Here is an 18,283-nt window from a genome sequence, read left to right on the forward strand (position 1 = left end):
GCATGCTTTCCGCCAGCCGGCAAAACCGGGCGCTCAGCCGGCCTTGATCGCAAGCGCGCGGGCATAGAGATCCTTGCGATCGAGACCGGTGAGGCCGGCGACGTGCTTGGCGGCCCCCGCCGGCTTCATCGTCGCCAGTGCCGCGCTCAGCAGCGCGTCCGCATCGGCGGCATCTGCAGCCGGGCGCGCCTCCGGCGGCGCGATGACGACGACGATCTCGCCCTTGACGGCCTCGCCGTCATAGCGCCGCCCGAGCTCCTTGAGCGTGCCGCGCTCGAACGTCTCGAAGCGTTTGGTCAGTTCGCGCGCCACCGCCGCCTGCCGGGAGCCACCCAGAACATCCGCCATGTCGGCGAGCGAGGCGGCGATGCGGTGCGGGCTTTCGAACAGGATCAGCGTGGCCGGAAGAGCCTCGAGCTCCTGCAGTCGGTTTCGGCGCTGGCCGCTTTTTTGCGGCAGGAAGCCGGCGAAGCAGATCGTGTCGGAGGGAAGTCCGGATCCGACAAGCGCGGCCAGCGGTGCGTTGGCGCCGGGCACGGGAAAGACGCGGTGCCCTTCCTCGACCACGTCGCGCACCAGCCGGTAGCCGGGATCGGAGACAAGCGGCGTACCCGCATCGGAAACGAGCGCCACGACCTTTCCCTCTGCAAGGGCTGCCATCAGTTTCGGGCGGGCGCGCTCGGCATTGTGCTCGTGATAGGCGGTCAGCGGCGTCTTCAACCCGAAACGGCGCATCAGCGTTGCCGTCACGCGGGTGTCCTCGCAGGCGACGATGTCGGCGGCGGCCAGCGTTTCCAGCCCGCGTATGGTCATGTCGCCGAGATTGCCGATCGGTGTCGAGACGATGTAGAGGCCGGTTTCGATGCGGGGGGCGTCCAGCCTGTGCGCGCCGATGAAGAAGGACCGGTCGCCCGCCCTGCCCGTTTCGCCCGGCGCGGCCGGATCGCCTGTGCCGTCGCCGGCGTCGGGGAAAGTGTCTGGGTCGGGAGAAGTCATGGCGGGTCCGGGAGCGGGAGACGGGAGCCGGCGAAGCGTAGATGGCCGGATCGATCCTGTCCGTTTTGACAGGAATCACCTGCAAGGCCAAGCTGGCCAGCGAAGGTTTGCAGCGCGCCGGGCGTACTGGTAAGCATTTGCGGGAACGCAACGCGCGCGCGGATCGCGCGCAAGCTGCCCGCGGCGGGGTGGCGGACCGCGGACATGGACTGCCGATACGGGGAGATCGGGCCCAGTGCTTCGAATTGTGAAAGAGACTTTCGGCGTTGGCTGCGGGCGACGGGCCGTGCAGGGGTTGGCGCTTGGCGCGTCGATGGCGCTTGCCGGCTGTTCCGGATCGAGCCTTGGCGAATATCCGGGCTATCCCTCGACACCGGGCGGCCAGCCGCCGGTGAGCGGCCAGACCATCGGCACGGGATCGGTCCGTGTCGCCATGCTGTTGCCGATGAGCGGCGGTGGCAGCGCGACCTCGATCGCGACGGTCTTCCGCAACACGGCCGAACTGGCCTTGTCCGACTTCCAGGGCGCCGACATCCAGATCCTGGTCAAGGATACCGGCGGCACCGCGCAGGGCGGTCAGGCCGCCGCCCAGGCGGCGATCGCCGAGGGCGCGGAACTGATCATCGGTCCGGTCTTCGCGCCGGCCGTTGGCGGCGCCGGATCGGCCGCGCGCTCGGCCGGCGTGCCGGTCGTTGCCTTTTCCAGCGACGAATCCGTCGGATCGCGCGGGGTCTACCTGCTGAGCTTCCTGCCGCGCAGCGATGTGGCGCGGATCGTTTCGCATGCTGCTCGCCAGGGCAAACGGTCCTTTGCAGCCCTCTTGCCCGATGACACCTATGGCGCGGTGGCGGAGGCGGCGTTCCGCCAGGAAGTCGGCCGGGCCGGCGGACGCATCGTGTCGATCGAGCGCTACAGCCTGCAGGGCAACGACACGTCCGACATTGCTGCCAAGGCCGGCCGGATCGCGGCCAACGCGGCACAGATCGACGCGATCTTCGTTCCTGCCGGCAACGTCGCGCCCTTCGTGGCGCAGACGCTGACCACCGGCGGCGTGAACCTGGCGACGACCCGGCTGCTCGGCAGCGGCCAGTGGGAGACGCCGCAGGTTCTCAATGCCTCGCCGTTGACCGGTGCCTGGTACCCGGGACCCGACAGCGCCGGCTTCCAGGCATTTTCCGACCGCTATCGCAGCACCTATGGAAGCCAGCCGCCGCGCAACGCCTCGCTCGCCTATGACGCGACGATCCTTGCCGCCGGGCTTGTGCGGTCGGCCGGGCAGGCGCGGTTTTCCGAGCGGGTCCTGACCAATCGCGACGGGTTCCTCGGCATTGACGGGGTGTTCCGTTTCGAGCGGGACGGCGGCAACCAGCGCGGGCTTGCGATCTACGAGGTCACGGGGTCGGGGTCGCGTGTCGTTTCGCCGGCGCCGCGTGCGTTCGGCTCGGGAAGCTGACACGGCCCCGAGCGAGCCGTTGCCGACCGGCATTCGCCGTCTGAACCGGGGAGTAATCCGGGTGGATCTTTCGCAAAAGCGCATTCTTCTCGTCATCGGTGGCGGCATCGCCGCCTACAAGAGCCTCGACCTGGTGCGCCGCCTGCGCGAGCGCGGGGCCCGTGTCCGCGCGGTGATGACGGACGGCGCGCGCCAGTTCGTCACGCCAATGGCTGTCGGCGCGCTGACCGGCGACAAGGTTTTCACGGACCTCTTCGATCGCGACGACGAGCATGATGTCGGCCATATCCGCCTGTCGCGCGAGGCTGACGCGATCATCGTCGCGCCGGCGACCGCCGATCTGATGGCAAAGATGGCGGCAGGGCTGGCAGGCGATCTTGCGACCGCGCTGCTGCTTGCCACCGACAAGAAGGTGTTGCTGGCGCCGGCCATGAACCCTGCCATGTGGAACCACCCGGCGACCCGGCGCAATGTCGCGCGGCTTGCCGCCGACGGCCTTGCCATTGTCGGTCCCAATGCCGGCGAGATGGCGGAAAGCGGCGAGGCCGGCATCGGCCGGATGGCGGAGCCGCTGGAGATCGTCGCGGCGCTCGAGGCGATGCTGGAGCCGGTGACGCCGAGCCTTGCCGGCCGTCATGTCCTGATCACCTCCGGTCCGACCCACGAGCCGATCGATCCGGTGCGTTACATCGCCAACCGTTCGTCGGGCAAGCAGGGCCACGCGATTGCCGGCTGGATGGCGCGTCACGGCGCCAGGGTGACGCTGGTCAGCGGCCCGGTGACGTTGCCCGATCCGCCGGGCGTCGACGTGATCAGGGTCGAGACGGCGCGAGAGATGCTGGCGGCGGTCGACGCGGCGCTGCCCGCCGATGTCGCCGTGATGGCGGCGGCGGTTGCCGACTGGCGTGCCGCGGAGGCCAGCGGCCGCAAGATCAAGAAGGACGGCAGCGGCGAGGTGCCGGCGCTGGCGCTTGCCGAGAACCCGGACATTCTTGCGACCGTGGGGCGCCACGCGACATTGCGTCCGCGTCTGGTTGTCGGCTTCGCGGCGGAGACCAACGACGTCGTCGACAATGCCCGGGCCAAGCTCGACCGCAAGGGCGCCGACCTGATCGTCGCCAATGACGTTTCCCCCCAGCACGGCGTGATGGGCGGGGACGCCAACACGGTGCGTCTCGTCAGCCGCGAGGGGGTGGAGGACTGGCCGACGCTTCCCAAGGATGAGGTTGCGCGGCGGCTGGTCGCCGAGATCGCGCGACGGCTTTCCTGATCTGGCGTGCCTGATCTGGCGTGGAAGAGCGGGGCGAAGCGCTTGATCCGGGCGCCGTGCGATGCGATCACCGCTACGGAGGAACCCCTCCCGCGCCGTTCCCGAAGCTGCCGACCCGGAAAAACGCCATGACCCTTCCCGTTCAAGTTCGCCGTCTGCCCCATGGCGCCGACCTGCCGCTGCCCGCTTATCAGAGCGAGGAGGCCGCCGGCCTTGACCTTCTGGCGGCCGTCGAGGCGCCGCTGGTGATCGCACCGGGCTCGCGTGCGCTGGTGCCCACCGGCATTGCCATTGCCCTGCCGCCGGGAACGGAAGCCCAGGTCCGGCCGCGCTCGGGGCTTGCCGCCCGAAACGGCGTCACGGTTCTCAACACGCCGGGGACGGTCGATTCCGATTATCGCGGCGAGATCAAGGTGATCCTGATCAATCTCGGCCATGAGCCCTTCACCGTGGAACGTGGCAGCCGCATCGCCCAGATGGTCATCGCCCCGGTCTCCAGGGCAAGCCTCGTCGAGGTTTCCGTCCTCGACGAGACGCGCCGGGGAGAGGGCGGGTTCGGATCGACCGGGCACCACTGACCGGGTCGCCCGCGACCGCTGCGGGCCTTGCGTGAAATCTCGTTCCGTAAATTGGGAGATTAGAGGTATCTGGTTCCACTCTTCGAGTGAGGCTGATTGGCCGGGGTCTCGCCAGCGCCGCAGTCAGTGCCTAGATTGACGGGAGAACGAGATGCCGGGCGCCACGCGGCCCGGCCAAGCAGGGAGCCTCGCATGAGCGACAAGAAACCCGGCCGCGGCCGCATCTACGCCTCGATCACCGAAACCATCGGCGACACGCCCCTTGTCCGGCTCGACCGGCTCGCGAAGGATGCCGGCGTCGAGGCGGAAATTCTCGGCAAGCTCGAGTTCTTCAACCCGATCTCCAGCGTCAAGGACCGCATCGGCGTCTCGATGATCGAGGCGCTGGAGGCGGACGGCACGATTGTTCCGGGCAAGACGACACTGGTCGAGCCGACATCGGGCAACACCGGCATCGCGCTCGCGTTCGTCGCCGCCGCCAAGGGCTATCGGCTGATCCTGGTGATGCCCGAGACCATGTCCATCGAGCGACGCAAGATGCTGAAACTGCTCGGTGCGGAGCTGGAACTGACCGAAGGGCCGAAGGGGATGAAGGGCGCGATCGCCCGGGCGGAGGAACTGGTCGGCGAGATCGACGGTGCGGTGATGCCGCAGCAATTCGAGAACCCGGCCAATCCGGCGATCCACCGCCGCACCACCGCCGAGGAGATCTGGAACGACACCGACGGCAAGGTCGACGTCTTCGTTTCCGGCATCGGCACGGGCGGCACGATCACCGGTGTCAGCGGCGTGCTCAAGGCGCGCAATCCGGATCTCCATGTGGTTGCCGTCGAGCCGGTCGACAGCCCGATCCTGTCCGGCGGCAATCCCGGCCCGCACAAGATCCAGGGCATCGGCGCCGGCTTCGTGCCGGGCGTGCTTGACACCGGGGCCTATGACGAGGTGGTCACCGTCGCCAATGACGAGGCCTTCGAACTGGCCCGCAAGGCGGCCCGCATCGAGGGTCTGCCTGTCGGCATTTCCTCGGGCGCGGCGCTGGCGGCGGCGCTGAAGGTCGGCGCGCGTCCCGAGATGAAGGGCAAGCGGATCGTCGTCATCATCCCCTCCTTCGCCGAGCGCTACCTGTCCACGGCGCTGTTCGACGGACTGGACTGAGGTGAGGCGCCGCCGCGAGACGCGGCGGGATGCATGTCAGGCAGTGACGGCGGGGGATGACCCCGCCGTTTTTTGTTTTGCGCGCGGCTCAGCGAATGGTGACGGCGGTTCCCGTCGCGCTGACCATCAGCATCGAACCGTTCTGGCCGACGGTCTCGTAGTCGAGATCGACGCCGATCACGGCGTTGGCGCCAAGCTGCGCGGCGCGTTGCTGCATCTCGCCAAGGGCGATCTCGCGGGCCTTCATCAACTCTTCCTCATAGGCGCCGGATCGGCCGCCGACGATGTCGCGGATGCCGGCGAAGAGGTCCTTGAAGATGTTGGCGCCGAGAATGGCCTCGCCCGTGACGATCCCCTTGTAGTCGGAAATCTCGCGGCCCTGCAGCGTGTTGGTCGTGGTGATCAGCATCGGTCGGTAGGTCTCCCGTTGTCCGTACGCTCGGGAGATGGCGTCGGTGCGCGCCGGTATCAAGCTGGAGGCGGATCAGGGTTTGGGTCCCATCAACCGGTCGATCGGCACATAGTCGTCGGTGAGTACCGGCGGATCGAGTGTCGCCACCAGCGCGTCGATACGCGCCGCCGGCATCCGCCCGAGGATGCGAGCACTGCTCCCCGGAGCATCCGGCGGCAGCACGAAGCGGGCCTGCGACGTGGGAGCGCGGCCGGCGACGAGCACGAATGTGGTGCGTCCGCCGGCGGTGAAGTCCTCCGCCTCCACCCAGACCTCGACCGTGTCGAAGACCTGGCGCAGCGTGCGAACGGTTGCGGCGAGCGCCTGCAGCCGGTCCATGTGGTCGATCAGGTTCATCGCGTAGAAACCCTCCGGCGCGAGAGCCGAGCCGACCTGCGAATAGAACTCGCGGGTCACCAGATGCGCGGGAACCGCGATGTCGGTGAAGGCGTCCCCGATGACCAGTTGCAGGCCGCTGTATCCCCGCAGCAGGGCGCGGGCGTCGCCGTGCCGGACGGTGAAGCGCGTCGGGTCGACGCCGAAATCCGATGCCGCAACGCGGGTGACCTGCGGATCGATCTCGGCAACGACAATGCCGGGTCGCGGTGTCTCCGCCGTCCAGGCACGGGGCAGGGTCAGCGATCCGCCGCCGATGAAATAGGCGCGTTCCGGCAGATCACCGAGACGCGCGCGCGTCACCGTGTCGATGATCGCGGCATAGGGCATGACCAGCCGCCCCGGATCGTCGAGCACGTTGATGCCGTGGCCCAGGTGATCGAGCACCATCAGGCGCGTCGGGGCGCCGAAGTCGGCGGTGACGTCGAGCGAGCGGATGCAATAGTAGCGGCTCTCCACCATGCAGGCGCGTGTGGTCAAGGCCGGTCCCGACGCCACTGCCGCCAGCGACAGAACGGTTGCGGCAAGGCCGGCCCGCAGCGTCGCTCCGCCGACGTGTGCCGGTTCGCGGTGCGCCATCCACAGGCAGACCAGCGCGAACAAGGCATAGGCGGCAGCCACCGCGATCAGCGTCCAGGCAGTTCCCATCCAGGAAATGAAGAGGTAGCCGGCGGCCAGCGTGCCGGCGATGGCACCGATGGCGGAGACGGCATGCAGGGCTCCGAGCGCGCGGCCGCTTTGTTCGCGACCCTCGATGGCGAGCCGCGCCAGGATCGGCGAGGGAATGCCCGCGGCGAAGGAGGGCAGGAAGAACAAGAGGCCCGTCAATGCGACAATGCCGGCAACCGGATCCGTGAGTGTCGAGAGGACCGGACCCGAAAGATGGCGGAGCAGCGGCAGCGCGGCGATGGTGGCGACAGCGCCGAGTGCGCCGGAGATTGCCAGCCAGCCGAGACCGGAGCGGGCCGGCCGGTCGGCGACGAGCCCGCCGACCCAGTGACCGGCGGAAAAGCCGGCGAGCACCACTGCGATGACGGCCGTCCAGGTGTAGAGCGACATGCCGACATAGGGCGCCAGCATGCGTCCGGCGACGATCTCCACCACGAGGCCTGCGGCCGCAACGAGGAATTGCGCGGCAAGCAGGAAGGAGAAGGGCACGGCGGACGGGACTGATTGCGCGCCGGCGGCGGGGATGACGTCATTCATGCGGTGAAGCCTACCCTTGCCGCGGCGCCGGGCAAAGCGTCCGCTGCGCGGAAATTGCACGAATTCGAAACAGCGGATGCGATGCGGGGCGCCTTACGCCTGTGGCGGGCCGATCCGGTCCGGATGGGCATCGGCGAAGGCGGCCATTTCGGCGCATGCGGCGTCAATGGCGACGAGACGCGGCAGGGGGGCGAGATCGATCCCCCAGCGCCGGGCATTGTACATCTGCGGCACCAGGCAGAGGTCGGCCATTGTCGGCGCGTCGCCATGGCAGAAACGTCCCGTTGCGGGTTGGTCGACCATTCGTTCCAGCGCCGAAAGACCCTTCGAGATGAAAGTCTGCATCCAGGCCTTCTTGGCCGCGTCGCCGCCCCCGGTGAGGTCGGCTACATGGGCCGCGACCGACAGGTTGCAGACGGGATGGATCTCCATGGCGATGGCATGTGCAAGCGCCCGCACCCTGTGCCGGCCGGCGGCGTCATTCGGCAGCAACGAGGATCGGTCCGGGTTGGTCTCGTGCAGATACTCGATGATCGCCAGCGACTGGGTGAGATCATGGCCGTCGATCGTCAGTGTCGGAACGAGGCCCTGCGGATTGCGCGCAAGGTTGTCATCGGCCCGGTGCGCGCCGGTCAGCAGGTTGACGGCGACCGTGTCGTGCTCGAGGCCAAGCAGGTTGAGCGCGATGCGCAACCGGTAACTCGCCGAGGAGCGCCAGTAGTCGTAAAGGACGGGTCGTGTCACGGGGTTCTCCCTGGCTGGATGGCGCCTGCAGGCCGCGCCGCTGGCCCGATATCGCACGGCCGGAACCCCCGGCCAAGCCCTGCCGGAGTGCCGTAGCGGCAGGTCGGGGTCGGTCCTTGCGACAAAAAATTTGACTATTTGGTCAAAATTCGGCCCAATGACATCCGGCGGACCCGAACCCGGCGAACGAGGCGCGGGCCGCATGCAATCGCCAGAGCTGGCGCTGGACGAACGGGACCCTCTTCCGGTCCCGACAAGAACCGCGAAACCGCACGTCCTGCGCCCTGGAGCATCCGGCATCGCCGGAGACGGAAACGTCGCTCCGGACTTTGAGGTCGACCGGCCTTCCAGACGTTCCATCGGCTCCGATCGAACGCCGGCCGGTCCAGAGGGGTAAACCAGCGCCGGGCAGCCGTCAGGGACGGTCCGGCCAATGCGGAGGTGCAGCCATGGCTGACGCGCTCGTTAGTCCCGACATTCGCGCGGGGCGCCTGACGGCGGACGATTATCTGGAGAATTTCGACGACCTGCACCCGCCGCTCGGTGTGCACGAGGCGCGGGTCGAGGCGGATCGCTGTTATTTCTGCTACGACGCGCCCTGCACGATCGCCTGTCCGACTTCGATCGACATCCCGAAGTTCATCCGGCAGATCTCCACCGGCAATCCGCTCGGTTCGGCGAAGACGATCTTCGAGCAGAACATCCTTGGCGGCATGTGCGCCCGCGTCTGCCCGACCGAGACGTTGTGCGAGGAAGCCTGCGTCCGCAACCTTGCCGAGGACAAGCCGGTCGCGATCGGCCTGCTGCAGCGGCATGCGACGGACACCTATTTCGAACGCGCCGAAAAGCACCCGTATGAGCGTGCGGCCCCGACGGGCAAGCATGTCGCGGTCGTTGGCGGCGGTCCGGCGGGCCTTGCCTGTGCCCATGCCCTGGCGCGCCAGGGCCACGATGTCACCATCTACGAGGCGCGGCCGAAGCTTGGCGGTCTCAGCGAGTTCGGCATCGCCGCGTACAAGACCACCAACGACTTCGCCCAGGACGAGGTCGATTTCGTCCTCTCCATCGGCGGCATCTCGGTCGAGTGTAACAAGGCACTCGGGCGCGACATCACGCTTGAAGCCCTGCGCCGCGACCATGACGCGGTGTTCCTCGGCATGGGGCTTGCCGGCGTTAACGCCTTGCGGGCGGAAGGCGAGGACCTTGCCGGTGTCATCGACGCTGTTGCCTATATCGCCGACCTTCGCCAGGCGAGCGATCTCGCAACCCTGCCCATCGGCCGCAAGGTCGTGGTCATCGGCGGCGGCATGACGGCCATCGACATCGCCGTGCAGGCCAAGCGCCTTGGCGCCGAGGAGGTGACCATCGCCTATCGGCGCGACCGCGAGGCGATGAAGGCCAGCGCCTACGAGCAGGAAGTCGCGCTCACCAATGGCGTCGTCATTCGCGAGTGTCTGGCCCCGAAGCGCCTGATCGGCGAGGCCGGACAGGTGCGGGCCATAGAGCTGGAGCGGGTCGTTCCCGACAGCTCCGGCCGGTTGTCGGGTACGGGCGAGACCGTGACGCTGGAAGCCGACCAGGTCTTCAAGGCCATCGGACAGACCTTCATGCCGGACGGGATCGGCGGCGCCGACGCGCTCCAGCTCGATGGCGGGCGCATCGACGTCGATGCCGACCGCCGTACATCGCTGCCCGATGTGTGGGCCGGCGGTGACTGTATCGAGGGCGGCGAAGACCTGACGGTCGCCGCGGTCGAGGATGGCAAGATCGCCGCCGCCGCGATCCATGCGGCCCTCCGCGCCTGAGGCGCTGCCGGGCTCTCCAGCACATTCCCTTTCACCCCCGAAACATCCGTGGGGAGGTTTTCGAAATGGCCGATCTCAGCACCAACTTTCTCGGCATCAAGTCGCCCAATCCGTTCTGGCTGGCCTCAGCGCCACCGACCGACAAGGAATACAACGTCGTGCGCGCCTTCAAGGCGGGCTGGGGCGGTGTCGTGTGGAAAACGCTTGGCGAGGACCCGGCGGTGGTCAATGTCAACGGTCCGCGCTACGGCGCCGTCCACGGCCGTGATCGCAACGTCATCGGGTTCAACAATATCGAACTGATCACCGACCGCCCGCTCGAGGTGAACCTGCGCGAGATCAAGCAGGTCAAGCGCGACTGGCCCGACCGGGCGCTGGTGGTCTCGCTGATGGTGCCCTGCGAGGAGCAGAACTGGATCGACATCCTGCGCCGCGTGGAGGAGACCGAGGCCGATGGCGTCGAGCTCAATTTCGGCTGTCCGCACGGCATGTCCGAGCGCGGCATGGGTTCGGCGGTCGGCCAGGTGCCGGAATATATCGAAATGGTCACCCGCTGGTGCAAGCAGCACACGCGCATGCCGGTGATCGTCAAGCTGACGCCGAACATCACCGACATCCGCAATCCGGCCCGCGCGGCGCATGCCGGTGGGGCCGATGCCGTGTCGCTGATCAACACGATCAACTCCATCGTCTCGGTCGATCTCGATCAGATGGCGCCCAACCCGACAATCGACGGGCGCGGTGCCCATGGCGGCTATTGCGGGCCGGCGGTGAAGCCGATCGCGCTCAACATGGTGGCGGAGATCGCCCGTGATCCGCAGATGCGCGGCCTGCCGATCTCCGGCATCGGCGGCGTCACCGACTGGCGCGACGCGGCGGAGTTCATGGCGCTGGGCGCCGGAACGGTGCAGGTCTGCACCGCGGCGATGGTCTACGGCTTCCGCGTGGTCGAGGACATGATCGACGGCCTGTCCGACTGGATGGACGAGAAGGGCTATACCTCGCTCGACCAGTTTGTCGGCCGTGCCGTGCCCAATGTCACCGACTGGCAACAGCTCAACCTGAACTACGTGGTCAAGGCGCGCATCGACCAGGATGCCTGCATCCAGTGCGGCCGCTGCCATATCGCCTGCGAGGACACCTCGCACCAGGCGATCACCGCGATGAAGGACGGGTTGCGGCACTTCGAGGTGATCGACGAGGAATGCGTCGGCTGCAACCTGTGCGTATCGGTCTGCCCGGTCGAGGACTGCATCACCATGGAGCAGCTGACGGACGGATCAGATCCCCGCACGGGCAGCAAGATCGATCCGGCCTATGCCAACTGGACGACCCATCCCAACAACCCCAACCGGGTGCAGGACGCGGCTGAATGAGCCATTGTGCGACACGGCGGGTGCGGTGACGGTCGGCACCGCACCGCAGACGGACGAGACCGGGCGCGCCCACTTGGCGATGCTCGGTTTCGTGTTTCTCGTCTCCACATCCTTTCCCGTCGGACACGCGATCACCGCCGCGCTCGATCCGGCCGTACTCACTGCCTTGCGCTTCTGCATCGCCGCGGCGATCTTTGCCGGCATGGCCACCGCCAAGCGGCAGTGGCATCGGCCGAAACTTGCGCGCCTGCCTGTCTATTTTTTGATCGCGCTGCTGCTCGACGTGTTCTTCGTGACCATGTTCGAGGCGCTGAGGCTGACGAGCGCCCTCAACGCGGGCGCCGTTTTCACGCTGCTGCCGGCCTTTACCGCGCTCGCCGGCCTGATGCTGCTCGGCCAGCGGATCTCGCGCTTTCAGGCGATCTGCCTGGCGGTCGGGGCTGGAGGTGCGCTGCTTGTGCTGTTCGGCTCGGATCTCTCGCGGCTCGCAAGGCTTGAGTTCGGCGAAGGGGAGCGGATCTACCTCTTAGGTGTCGCCGCCTATGCCTTCTATGCACCCTTGATGCGGCTCCTCAACAAGGGTGAGCCGCTCGAGCACTTCAACTTCTGGATATTGGTCTGCGGGGCCGTGATGCTGCTGGTTTACGGCCGCGAGGAACTGGCGGCGACGGACTGGACCGCGGTGCCGCCGGCCGTTTATGCCGGGATTGCGTATCTTGCCGTCTTTCCGACGGCGACCAGCTTCTTCTGCGCCACCTATGCGAGCCTCCGCCTGCCGTCCGGACCGGTGATGGCCTACACCTATCTGCTGCCGTCCTTCGTGCTGGCCGAGACGCTGGCGCTGGGCGCGCCCTGGCCTGGCCTGTGGACCGTTGCCGGCGTGCTGGTGACGGCGGTCGCGACCGTCCTCCTGCAGCGCCGGCCTCCTGCAGCGCCGGACCGGTCGCGAGGTCCTGTCTCCGGTCTCTAGCGTCGAAGCTGGGTGGCGAAATGGGCAATGGTCTTGCGATAGACCTCGGCCCGGTTCCAGTCCTTCAGAACACCGTAGTTGCGGCTGCCCGGCGACCAGTCGCCCCCCTTGCTCCAGCCATGCTGGCGCAGGAAATTGGCGGTCGAGGCAAAGACGTCCGGCGTGCTGCGGATCAGGTTGGGGCGCCCGTCGCCGTCCAAATCGACCGCGAAGCGCTCGTAGCTGGAGGCCAGGAACTGGGTCTGGCCGATCTCGCCGGCCCAGGCGCCCTTCATGTCGGAAATCCGCATCTGGCCGCGGTCGGCGATCCGAAGGGCGCTCATCAGTTCCTTGGTGAAGAACGCCGAGCGACGGCAGTCATAGGCGAGCGCCGAGAGCGAGGAAAAGATCGGGATGTTGCCCATGAAGCTGCCGAAGCCGGATTCCAGCCCCCAGATCGAAACGATGACTTCCTTGGGCACGCCGTATTTGCGCTCGACCCGGTCGAGCACCCTTGCATGCTGCTGCATCCGGCGCTTGCCCATGGCGATGGTCGAGGGCGGCGCGCGCCGGGCGAGGAACTGCTCGAACGACAGCTTGAAGGATTTCTGGTTCCGGTCGAGGCGGATGACCTTGGAGTTGTAGCTCATGTTCCCGAGCGCGGCCTCGACCGTGCGGCTGGAGATGCCCGACGCGACCGCCTCGCGCTTGAACGCGGCAAGCCACGTGGGAAACCCCTTGGCATTATTGCCGCACTTGGCGGCTTCCGCGGTTCCGGTCGCAAGCAACAGCATGCCGGCAATGAGAAGGGCCTTGCGCATGGAATCTCCCGTCCTGTGGCATGGCGCGACGCGATCCGCCAACCGGATCCGCGACCGCACGCCAGCCTTGGGAACGCAGGATACAAGCCGCAAGGCCAAGATCAAGCGCGTGGCAGCAGCCCGCCGAAAATCAGGTCGGTGAGCGAGGCCAGGGCCTGCTTGCGGAATTTCGGATCGTCGATGCCGGTGCCGGTGATCGCCTCGATCTGCGGGGCGAAATCGGCATAGGTCTGGGTCGTCGCCCAGATCAGGAAAATGAGGTGATGCGGATCGACGGGCAGTATCCGGCCGCAGGCGGCCCAATGGCGCAGCACCTCGGACTTCTCGTCGACCAGCGCCTTCAGCGGCCCTTCCAGAACGTCCCGGATCATCGGCGCGCCTTGCATCACCTCGTTGGCGAAGAGCCGCGAGGCTTCAGGATACTCGGCCGAGAAGCGCAGTTTCTGTTCGATATAGGCGGTGAGTTCAGTACGCGGATCGCCTTCGGGGTCGAGGGTGCGCAGAGGCGCCAGCCAGCGGTCGAGCAGGTCGGCCAGCACCGCCTTGTAGATCTCCGACTTGGAACCGAAATAGTAGAGCAGGTTCGACTTCGACATGCCCGCGTCCTCGGCGATCTGGTCGACGCGGGCGCCGCGGTAGCCGAAGCGCGAAAACACGGAAAGCGCCGCATCGAGGATCCGCGCCCGGTTCTTCTCCTGGATACGGGTGCGCGGAGTGTCCTGTTGCGGGGCGGTGCTGTCCATGGTCCCTGCCTATCTTCCCGCCGGCGCGGTTGCGTCGCCGTTGCGGGCGGTCCGTGCCGCTGCACTGCCAAGCGCGGGTGCGGTGGCGCCAATCCCCGCCAGAATGATCCCGATCACCGTTTGCTTCGCCTCCTCGAACTGGGTCGCGCCGAGCGCCCGGCCGCCGTTCAGCGTATCGATCTGATGGTTGAAATCGGCGTAGTGCTGTGTGGTCGCCCAGATCATGTAGAGCAGATATTGCGGATTGACCGGGGCGATCTTGCCGTCCGCGATCCATCGCTCGATCACGGCAACGCGCGAGGCTGTCCAGTCGCGCAAGGTGGTCTCAAGATAGTCCTGGATCACCGGAGCCTTGTGCAGGATCTCGTTGGCCCAGACCTTGGAGCCCATCGGATGCTCGCGCGAAATGTCCATCTTCTTGGAGATGTAGGCGGTCAGCGCCTCGACCGGGTCGTCGCTCTCGTCAAAGGAATTGGCGGCATCCAGCCAGATGTTGAAAATGTGCTCCACGACACGGCGGTAAAGCGCCTCCTTGGTCGGGAAATAGTAGTGCAGGTTCGCCTTGGGAATGCCCGCGCGGTCGGCGATCATGCCGGTGGTGGCGCCGCGAAAGCCGCTTTCGGCGAAGACTTCCTCGGCCGCCTTGAGGATCGCGCGCTCGTTCTCCGCCCGGATGGCGCTCTTGTGTGTCCTGTCGCTGCCGCGCATCGCTCCTGGCCGTTGCTTGGCCCATTGCTTAGACCGTTTCGTCCGTGACTGCCAATTCGGCAGGCGCGCCGAAAATTGATCTTGACCGGATGGTCAAGCCTTCCTAGGCTCGATTTGACCATTTGGTCAGGTTTTTCAGCCTGGCGCAATGGCAAAGACGCAGCGGACCTTCGGCGCCAGACCAACAAGACCGGTGGCCGCGCACTTCCAGATTTCGGCCGGACCGCCACGATGCGCAAGCAGGGCAGCCGGCCGCCCGGGCAACAGAAACACGCAGCCGCGCCGGACGCATTCGCGTCGAGGCGGGGCGCATGTCCTCTCGCGATATCCGGGTACGGGAACCGGCCGGCGGTGACGAGCCGTCCGGGCGCCATGCGGGCCTGGCCCGCAAGGCCTCCGGCAGCGGATCCGGCCCGGCCGAATGCAGTCACTAGAGGTGCGCCGCGTCCCGCGACCGGGACGGGCGGCGGGGGAGGAGCAACATGTCGAAGCCGGCGCTTACCAGCAACAATCTCGACGCCTTCTGGATGCCGTTCACGGCGAACCGCCAGTTCAAGCAGAACCCGCGGCTCTTCGTCGGCGCCGAGGGCATGTTCTACAAGACCGCCGACGGCCGCGACGTGCTCGACGGCACCGCCGGCCTGTGGTGCTGCAATGCCGGCCACGCGCGGCCCCGCATCACCGAAGCCGTGCAGCGCCAGATCGCCGAACTCGACTACGCACCGGCCTTCCAGATGGGGCATCCGCATGCCTTCGAACTGGCGGCGCGCCTTTCGGCCTTGATGCCCTCGCCGCTCGACCATGTGTTCTTCACCAATTCGGGATCGGAATCCGTCGAGACCGCGCTGAAGATGGCGATCGCCTATCACCGGGTGCGAGGTGAAGGCTCCCGGACGCGGCTGATCGGCCGCGAGCGCGGCTATCACGGCGTCAATTTCGGCGGCATCTCCGTTGGCGGCATCGTTTCCAATCGCAAGATGTTCGGCACGCTTCTGGGCGGCGTCGACCACCTGCCGCACACCCACGACATCACCCGCAACGCCTGGACGCGCGGGCAGCCGGAGAGCGGCGCCGAATATGCCGAGGACCTGATCCGGCTGATCCAGCTGCACGACGCCTCGACCATCGCCGCCGTCATCGTCGAGCCGGTGGCCGGGTCCACCGGCGTGCTGATCCCCCCGAAGGGCTATCTGGAGCGGCTGAAGGCCATCTGCGACCAGCACGGCATCCTGCTGATCTTCGACGAGGTGATCACCGGCTTCGGCCGCCTTGGCTCGCCCTTCGCCGTCGACCATTTCGGCGTCACGCCGGATCTGGTGACGACGGCCAAGGGCATCACCAACGGAGTCATCCCGATGGGTGCCGTGTTCTGCGCCAGCCATGTGCACGAGGCCTTCATGACCGGGCCCGAGCACCTGATCGAGTTCTTCCACGGCTACACGTATTCCGGCCATCCGGTCGCCTGCGCGGCCGCGCTCGGCACGCTCGACACCTATGAGGAGGAGGGCCTGCTGACCCGTGCCGCGGAACTCGGGCCCTACTGGGCCGACGCGCTGCATTCGCTCAAGGGCACCCGCCATGTCATCGACATCCGTAACATTGGCCTGATCGGCGCCATCGAGCTGCAGCCGATCGCCGGCGAGCCGACCAAGCGTGCCTTCTCCGCCTTCCTGAAAGCCTACGAGGCGGGCGTGCTGATCCGCACCACCGGCGACATCATCGCGCTGTCGCCGCCTCTGATCATCGAGAAGGGGCATATCGACCAGCTCGTCGACACGATCCGCGACGTGCTGGAAAGCCTAGACTGAAACCGGAGCGAGCTCCGACCGGGACAGACCATGACCACCATCGAGAATGCCATTGGCGGCCAGCGTGCCGTCTCCCGCTCGACCCGCACGCAGGGCGTGTTCAATCCCGCGACCGGCGAGCAGTCGGCGACGCTGCCGCTGTCGACGGCCGACGAAGTCGCCGAGGCCGTCGCCGCCGCGAAGGCGGCCTTCCCGGCCTGGCGCGACACGCCTCCCCTGAAGCGCGCGCGGATGATGTTCCGCTTCAAGGAGCTGCTCACCGCCCATGCAGACGACATTGCCCGGGCGGTCTCGGCCGAGCACGGCAAGACCCATGACGACGCGCTCGGCGAGGTCGCCCGCGGCATCGAGGTGGTGGAATTCGCCTGCGGCATCCCGCATCTGCTGAAGGGCGAGTTCGCCCGCAATGTCGGCCCCGCCATCGACAGTTATTCCGACCGCCAGCCGCTCGGCGTCGTCGCCGGCATCACGCCGTTCAACTTCCCCGCCATGGTGCCCTTGTGGATGTATCCGATCGCGGTCGCCTGCGGGAACACCTTCATCCTGAAACCGTCGGAGCGCGATCCGTCCGCCGTGATGGTGGTCTACGATCTCTTTCAGAAAGCAGGCTTCCCCGACGGCGTGCTCAACGTCGTGCATGGCGACAAGGAGGCGGTCGACGTCCTCCTCACCCATCCGGACGTCAAGGCGGTGTCCTTCGTCGGCTCTACGCCGATCGCCGAATACGTCTATTCGACCGGCACCGCGCACGGAAAGCGCGTGCAGGCACTGGGCGGTGCCAAGAACCACATGATCGTCATGCCGGATGCGGACATGGACCAGGCCGCCGACGCGCTGATGGGCGCGGGCTACGGGTCCGCCGGCGAGCGCTGCATGGCGATCTCGGTGGCGGTTCCCATCGGCGAGGAGACCGCCGACCGCCTGGTGGAAAAGCTCGTGCCGCGCGTCCAGGCGCTGAAGATCGGGCCGGCGACCGACAAGGACGCCGAAATGGGCCCGGTGGTTACCGAACAGCATATGCGCAAGGTGCTCGGCTACATCGACCAGGGCGAGAAGGAAGGCGCCGAACTTCTCGTCGACGGTCGCGGTTTCTCGCTGCAGGGCTACGAGAACGGCTATTTCGTCGGCGGCACCCTGTTCGACCGGGTGACGCGTGACATGACGATCTACAGGGAGGAGATCTTCGGTCCGGTTCTCTCGGTGGTGCGCGCCAAGGGTTACGAGGAGGCCCTGACGCTGATCAACGAGCACGAATACGGCAACGGCACGGCGATCTTCACCCGCGACGGCGATGCCGCGCGCTCCTTTGCCGACCGCATCGAGGTCGGCATGGTCGGCATCAACGTGCCGATCCCGGTGCCGGTCGCCTATTTCTCCTTCGGCGGCTGGAAGCGGTCGCTGTTCGGCGACCACGCGATCTACGGCGCGGAAGGCGTGCGCTTCAACACGCGGCTGAAGACGGTGACGACGCGCTGGCCCGCCGGCATCAAGGACGGCGCGGTCTACACCTTCCCGAACATGGAGTGATCAGCAATGCACCGTGCCACGGCAGAGGCCACGACCCTGATCGATGATGCGAAGGTGCGCGTCACCCGCTTCGACTTCGTGCCCGGCGCGGAGACAGGCTGGCATCGCCACGGGCTGGACTACGTGATCACGACACTGACCGACTGCCACATGCTGCTGGAGGAGCCGGGCGGCGCCAGTCGCTCGGTGCTGGTCCCGGCCGGCACCGTCTACCGGCGCGACGAGGGCGTCGAGCACAACGTCATCAACGAGGGCACGGCGACGATGTCCTTCATCGAAACCGAACTGAAATAGGAG

At 67.1% G+C, this 18,283-nt stretch carries 18 protein-coding genes; 11 read left to right on the forward strand and 7 right to left on the reverse strand.

Going from position 1 to position 18,283, the window contains the following annotated elements; genetic code table 11:
• Window positions 1–33 precede the first annotated feature (33 nt).
• Window positions 34–996, reverse strand: coding sequence for a 16S rRNA (cytidine(1402)-2'-O)-methyltransferase (gene rsmI, locus ACQY46_RS03975; RefSeq protein ID WP_428699006.1), 963 nt, complete (start codon window positions 994–996; stop codon window positions 34–36).
• Window positions 997–1,037: 41 nt separating this feature from the next.
• On the opposite strand from rsmI, the gene ACQY46_RS03980 reads away from it, so the two are divergent.
• The 5 genes from ACQY46_RS03980 (at window position 1,038) to cysK (ending at window position 5,452) form a co-directional block, all read left to right on the forward strand.
• A complete protein-coding gene (locus ACQY46_RS03980; protein ID WP_428699007.1) occupies window positions 1,038–1,247 on the forward strand; it encodes a hypothetical protein in 210 nt (69 codons plus the stop codon).
• A complete protein-coding gene (locus ACQY46_RS03985) occupies window positions 1,232–2,449 on the forward strand; it encodes a penicillin-binding protein activator (RefSeq protein ID WP_428699008.1) in 1,218 nt (405 codons plus the stop codon). The genes ACQY46_RS03980 and ACQY46_RS03985 overlap by 16 nt, the downstream gene beginning before the upstream one ends.
• A 61-nt stretch (window positions 2,450–2,510) precedes the next feature.
• Window positions 2,511–3,719, forward strand: a complete 1,209-nt coding sequence (coaBC, locus tag ACQY46_RS03990) for a bifunctional phosphopantothenoylcysteine decarboxylase/phosphopantothenate--cysteine ligase CoaBC (RefSeq protein WP_428699009.1) — start codon at window positions 2,511–2,513, stop codon at window positions 3,717–3,719.
• Window positions 3,720–3,847: 128 nt separating this feature from the next.
• Window positions 3,848–4,297, forward strand: a complete 450-nt coding sequence (gene dut, locus ACQY46_RS03995) for a dUTP diphosphatase (protein ID WP_428699010.1) — start codon at window positions 3,848–3,850, stop codon at window positions 4,295–4,297.
• A 192-nt stretch (window positions 4,298–4,489) separates the two neighbouring features.
• Entirely contained in the window at window positions 4,490–5,452 is a 963-nt protein-coding gene (gene cysK, locus ACQY46_RS04000; protein ID WP_428699011.1) for a cysteine synthase A, read from the forward strand.
• 88 nt (window positions 5,453–5,540) lie between these two features.
• On the opposite strand, the gene ACQY46_RS04005 is transcribed toward cysK, so the two are convergent.
• From ACQY46_RS04005 to maiA, 3 genes are all read right to left on the reverse strand, one after another.
• Complete coding sequence (locus tag ACQY46_RS04005) at window positions 5,541–5,861, reverse strand: heavy metal-binding domain-containing protein (RefSeq protein WP_306027783.1); 321 nt, start codon at window positions 5,859–5,861, stop codon at window positions 5,541–5,543.
• Window positions 5,862–5,936: 75 nt separating this feature from the next.
• Complete coding sequence (locus ACQY46_RS04010; protein WP_428699012.1) at window positions 5,937–7,505, reverse strand: fused MFS/spermidine synthase; 1,569 nt, start codon at window positions 7,503–7,505, stop codon at window positions 5,937–5,939.
• 93 nt (window positions 7,506–7,598) lie between these two features.
• Entirely contained in the window at window positions 7,599–8,249 is a 651-nt protein-coding gene (gene maiA, locus ACQY46_RS04015) for a maleylacetoacetate isomerase (RefSeq protein WP_428699013.1), read from the reverse strand.
• Between the two features lie 449 nt (window positions 8,250–8,698).
• On the opposite strand from maiA, the gene ACQY46_RS04020 reads away from it, so the two are divergent.
• The 3 genes from ACQY46_RS04020 to ACQY46_RS04030 all read left to right on the forward strand — a co-directional run bounded on the left by ACQY46_RS04020 (window position 8,699) and on the right by ACQY46_RS04030 (window position 12,400).
• Entirely contained in the window at window positions 8,699–10,054 is a 1,356-nt protein-coding gene (locus ACQY46_RS04020) for an NAD(P)-dependent oxidoreductase (RefSeq protein WP_428699014.1), read from the forward strand.
• Between the two features lie 65 nt (window positions 10,055–10,119).
• Complete coding sequence (gene preA / locus ACQY46_RS04025) at window positions 10,120–11,430, forward strand: NAD-dependent dihydropyrimidine dehydrogenase subunit PreA (protein ID WP_428699015.1); 1,311 nt, start codon at window positions 10,120–10,122, stop codon at window positions 11,428–11,430.
• A 4-nt stretch (window positions 11,431–11,434) separates the two neighbouring features.
• Entirely contained in the window at window positions 11,435–12,400 is a 966-nt protein-coding gene (locus tag ACQY46_RS04030; protein WP_428699016.1) for a DMT family transporter, read from the forward strand.
• Here the strand turns inward: ACQY46_RS04030 and ACQY46_RS04035 are convergent.
• The 3 genes from ACQY46_RS04035 to ACQY46_RS04045 form a co-directional block, all read right to left on the reverse strand.
• Window positions 12,397–13,200 carry a lytic murein transglycosylase gene (locus tag ACQY46_RS04035; protein ID WP_428699017.1) on the reverse strand — a complete coding sequence of 268 codons (804 nt, stop codon included), beginning with the start codon at window positions 13,198–13,200 and terminating at the stop codon, window positions 12,397–12,399. The two genes, ACQY46_RS04030 and ACQY46_RS04035, sit on opposite strands and share 4 nt — an antisense overlap.
• Before the next feature lie 101 nt (window positions 13,201–13,301).
• On the reverse strand, window positions 13,302–13,943 hold the full coding sequence (locus ACQY46_RS04040) for a TetR family transcriptional regulator C-terminal domain-containing protein (RefSeq protein ID WP_428699018.1): 642 nt from the start codon (window positions 13,941–13,943) through the stop codon (window positions 13,302–13,304).
• A 9-nt stretch (window positions 13,944–13,952) separates the two neighbouring features.
• Window positions 13,953–14,651 (reverse strand): TetR/AcrR family transcriptional regulator, encoded by a 699-nt coding sequence (locus tag ACQY46_RS04045; protein ID WP_428699019.1) that lies wholly within the window; start codon window positions 14,649–14,651, stop codon window positions 13,953–13,955.
• Between the two features lie 482 nt (window positions 14,652–15,133).
• Between ACQY46_RS04045 and ACQY46_RS04050 the strand changes: the two genes are divergently transcribed.
• Genes ACQY46_RS04050 through ACQY46_RS04060 form a run of 3 tightly spaced genes read left to right on the forward strand, consistent with a single transcriptional unit; the run spans window position 15,134 to window position 18,280 of the window.
• The gene (locus ACQY46_RS04050) at window positions 15,134–16,459 is read left to right on the forward strand and encodes an aspartate aminotransferase family protein (RefSeq protein ID WP_428699020.1); all 1,326 of its coding nucleotides are present in this window, start codon (window positions 15,134–15,136) and stop codon (window positions 16,457–16,459) included.
• A 30-nt stretch (window positions 16,460–16,489) separates the two neighbouring features.
• Window positions 16,490–17,986: a CoA-acylating methylmalonate-semialdehyde dehydrogenase gene (locus tag ACQY46_RS04055; protein WP_428699021.1), complete on the forward strand. Its 1,497-nt coding sequence runs from the start codon at window positions 16,490–16,492 to the stop codon at window positions 17,984–17,986.
• A 6-nt stretch (window positions 17,987–17,992) separates the two neighbouring features.
• Window positions 17,993–18,280 (forward strand): cupin, encoded by a 288-nt coding sequence (locus ACQY46_RS04060; RefSeq protein WP_428699022.1) that lies wholly within the window; start codon window positions 17,993–17,995, stop codon window positions 18,278–18,280.
• The last annotated feature ends 3 nt before the right edge of the window (window positions 18,281–18,283 follow it).

The sequence above is a fragment of the Stappia sp. genome (assembly GCF_965276915.1).
Lineage (GTDB): Bacteria > Pseudomonadota > Alphaproteobacteria > Rhizobiales > Stappiaceae > Stappia.

Excerpts from the sequence above, each read along its gene's own strand:
- rsmI (WP_428699006.1), bottom strand. The coding sequence starts at position 996 with ATGACTTCTCCCGACCCAGACACTTTCCCCGACGCCGGCGACGGCACA.
- ACQY46_RS03980 (WP_428699007.1), top strand. The coding sequence starts at position 1,038 with ATGGCCGGATCGATCCTGTCCGTTTTGACAGGAATCACCTGCAAGGCC.
- dut (WP_428699010.1), top strand. The coding sequence starts at position 3,848 with ATGACCCTTCCCGTTCAAGTTCGCCGTCTGCCCCATGGCGCCGACCTG.
- cysK (WP_428699011.1), top strand. The coding sequence starts at position 4,490 with ATGAGCGACAAGAAACCCGGCCGCGGCCGCATCTACGCCTCGATCACC.
- ACQY46_RS04005 (WP_306027783.1), bottom strand. The coding sequence starts at position 5,861 with ATGCTGATCACCACGACCAACACGCTGCAGGGCCGCGAGATTTCCGAC.
- ACQY46_RS04010 (WP_428699012.1), bottom strand. The coding sequence starts at position 7,505 with ATGAATGACGTCATCCCCGCCGCCGGCGCGCAATCAGTCCCGTCCGCC.
- ACQY46_RS04020 (WP_428699014.1), top strand. The coding sequence starts at position 8,699 with ATGGCTGACGCGCTCGTTAGTCCCGACATTCGCGCGGGGCGCCTGACG.
- preA (WP_428699015.1), top strand. The coding sequence starts at position 10,120 with ATGGCCGATCTCAGCACCAACTTTCTCGGCATCAAGTCGCCCAATCCG.
- ACQY46_RS04035 (WP_428699017.1), bottom strand. The coding sequence starts at position 13,200 with ATGCGCAAGGCCCTTCTCATTGCCGGCATGCTGTTGCTTGCGACCGGA.
- ACQY46_RS04040 (WP_428699018.1), bottom strand. The coding sequence starts at position 13,943 with ATGGACAGCACCGCCCCGCAACAGGACACTCCGCGCACCCGTATCCAG.
- ACQY46_RS04045 (WP_428699019.1), bottom strand. The coding sequence starts at position 14,651 with ATGCGCGGCAGCGACAGGACACACAAGAGCGCCATCCGGGCGGAGAAC.
- ACQY46_RS04050 (WP_428699020.1), top strand. The coding sequence starts at position 15,134 with ATGTCGAAGCCGGCGCTTACCAGCAACAATCTCGACGCCTTCTGGATG.
- ACQY46_RS04055 (WP_428699021.1), top strand. The coding sequence starts at position 16,490 with ATGACCACCATCGAGAATGCCATTGGCGGCCAGCGTGCCGTCTCCCGC.
- ACQY46_RS04060 (WP_428699022.1), top strand. The coding sequence starts at position 17,993 with ATGCACCGTGCCACGGCAGAGGCCACGACCCTGATCGATGATGCGAAG.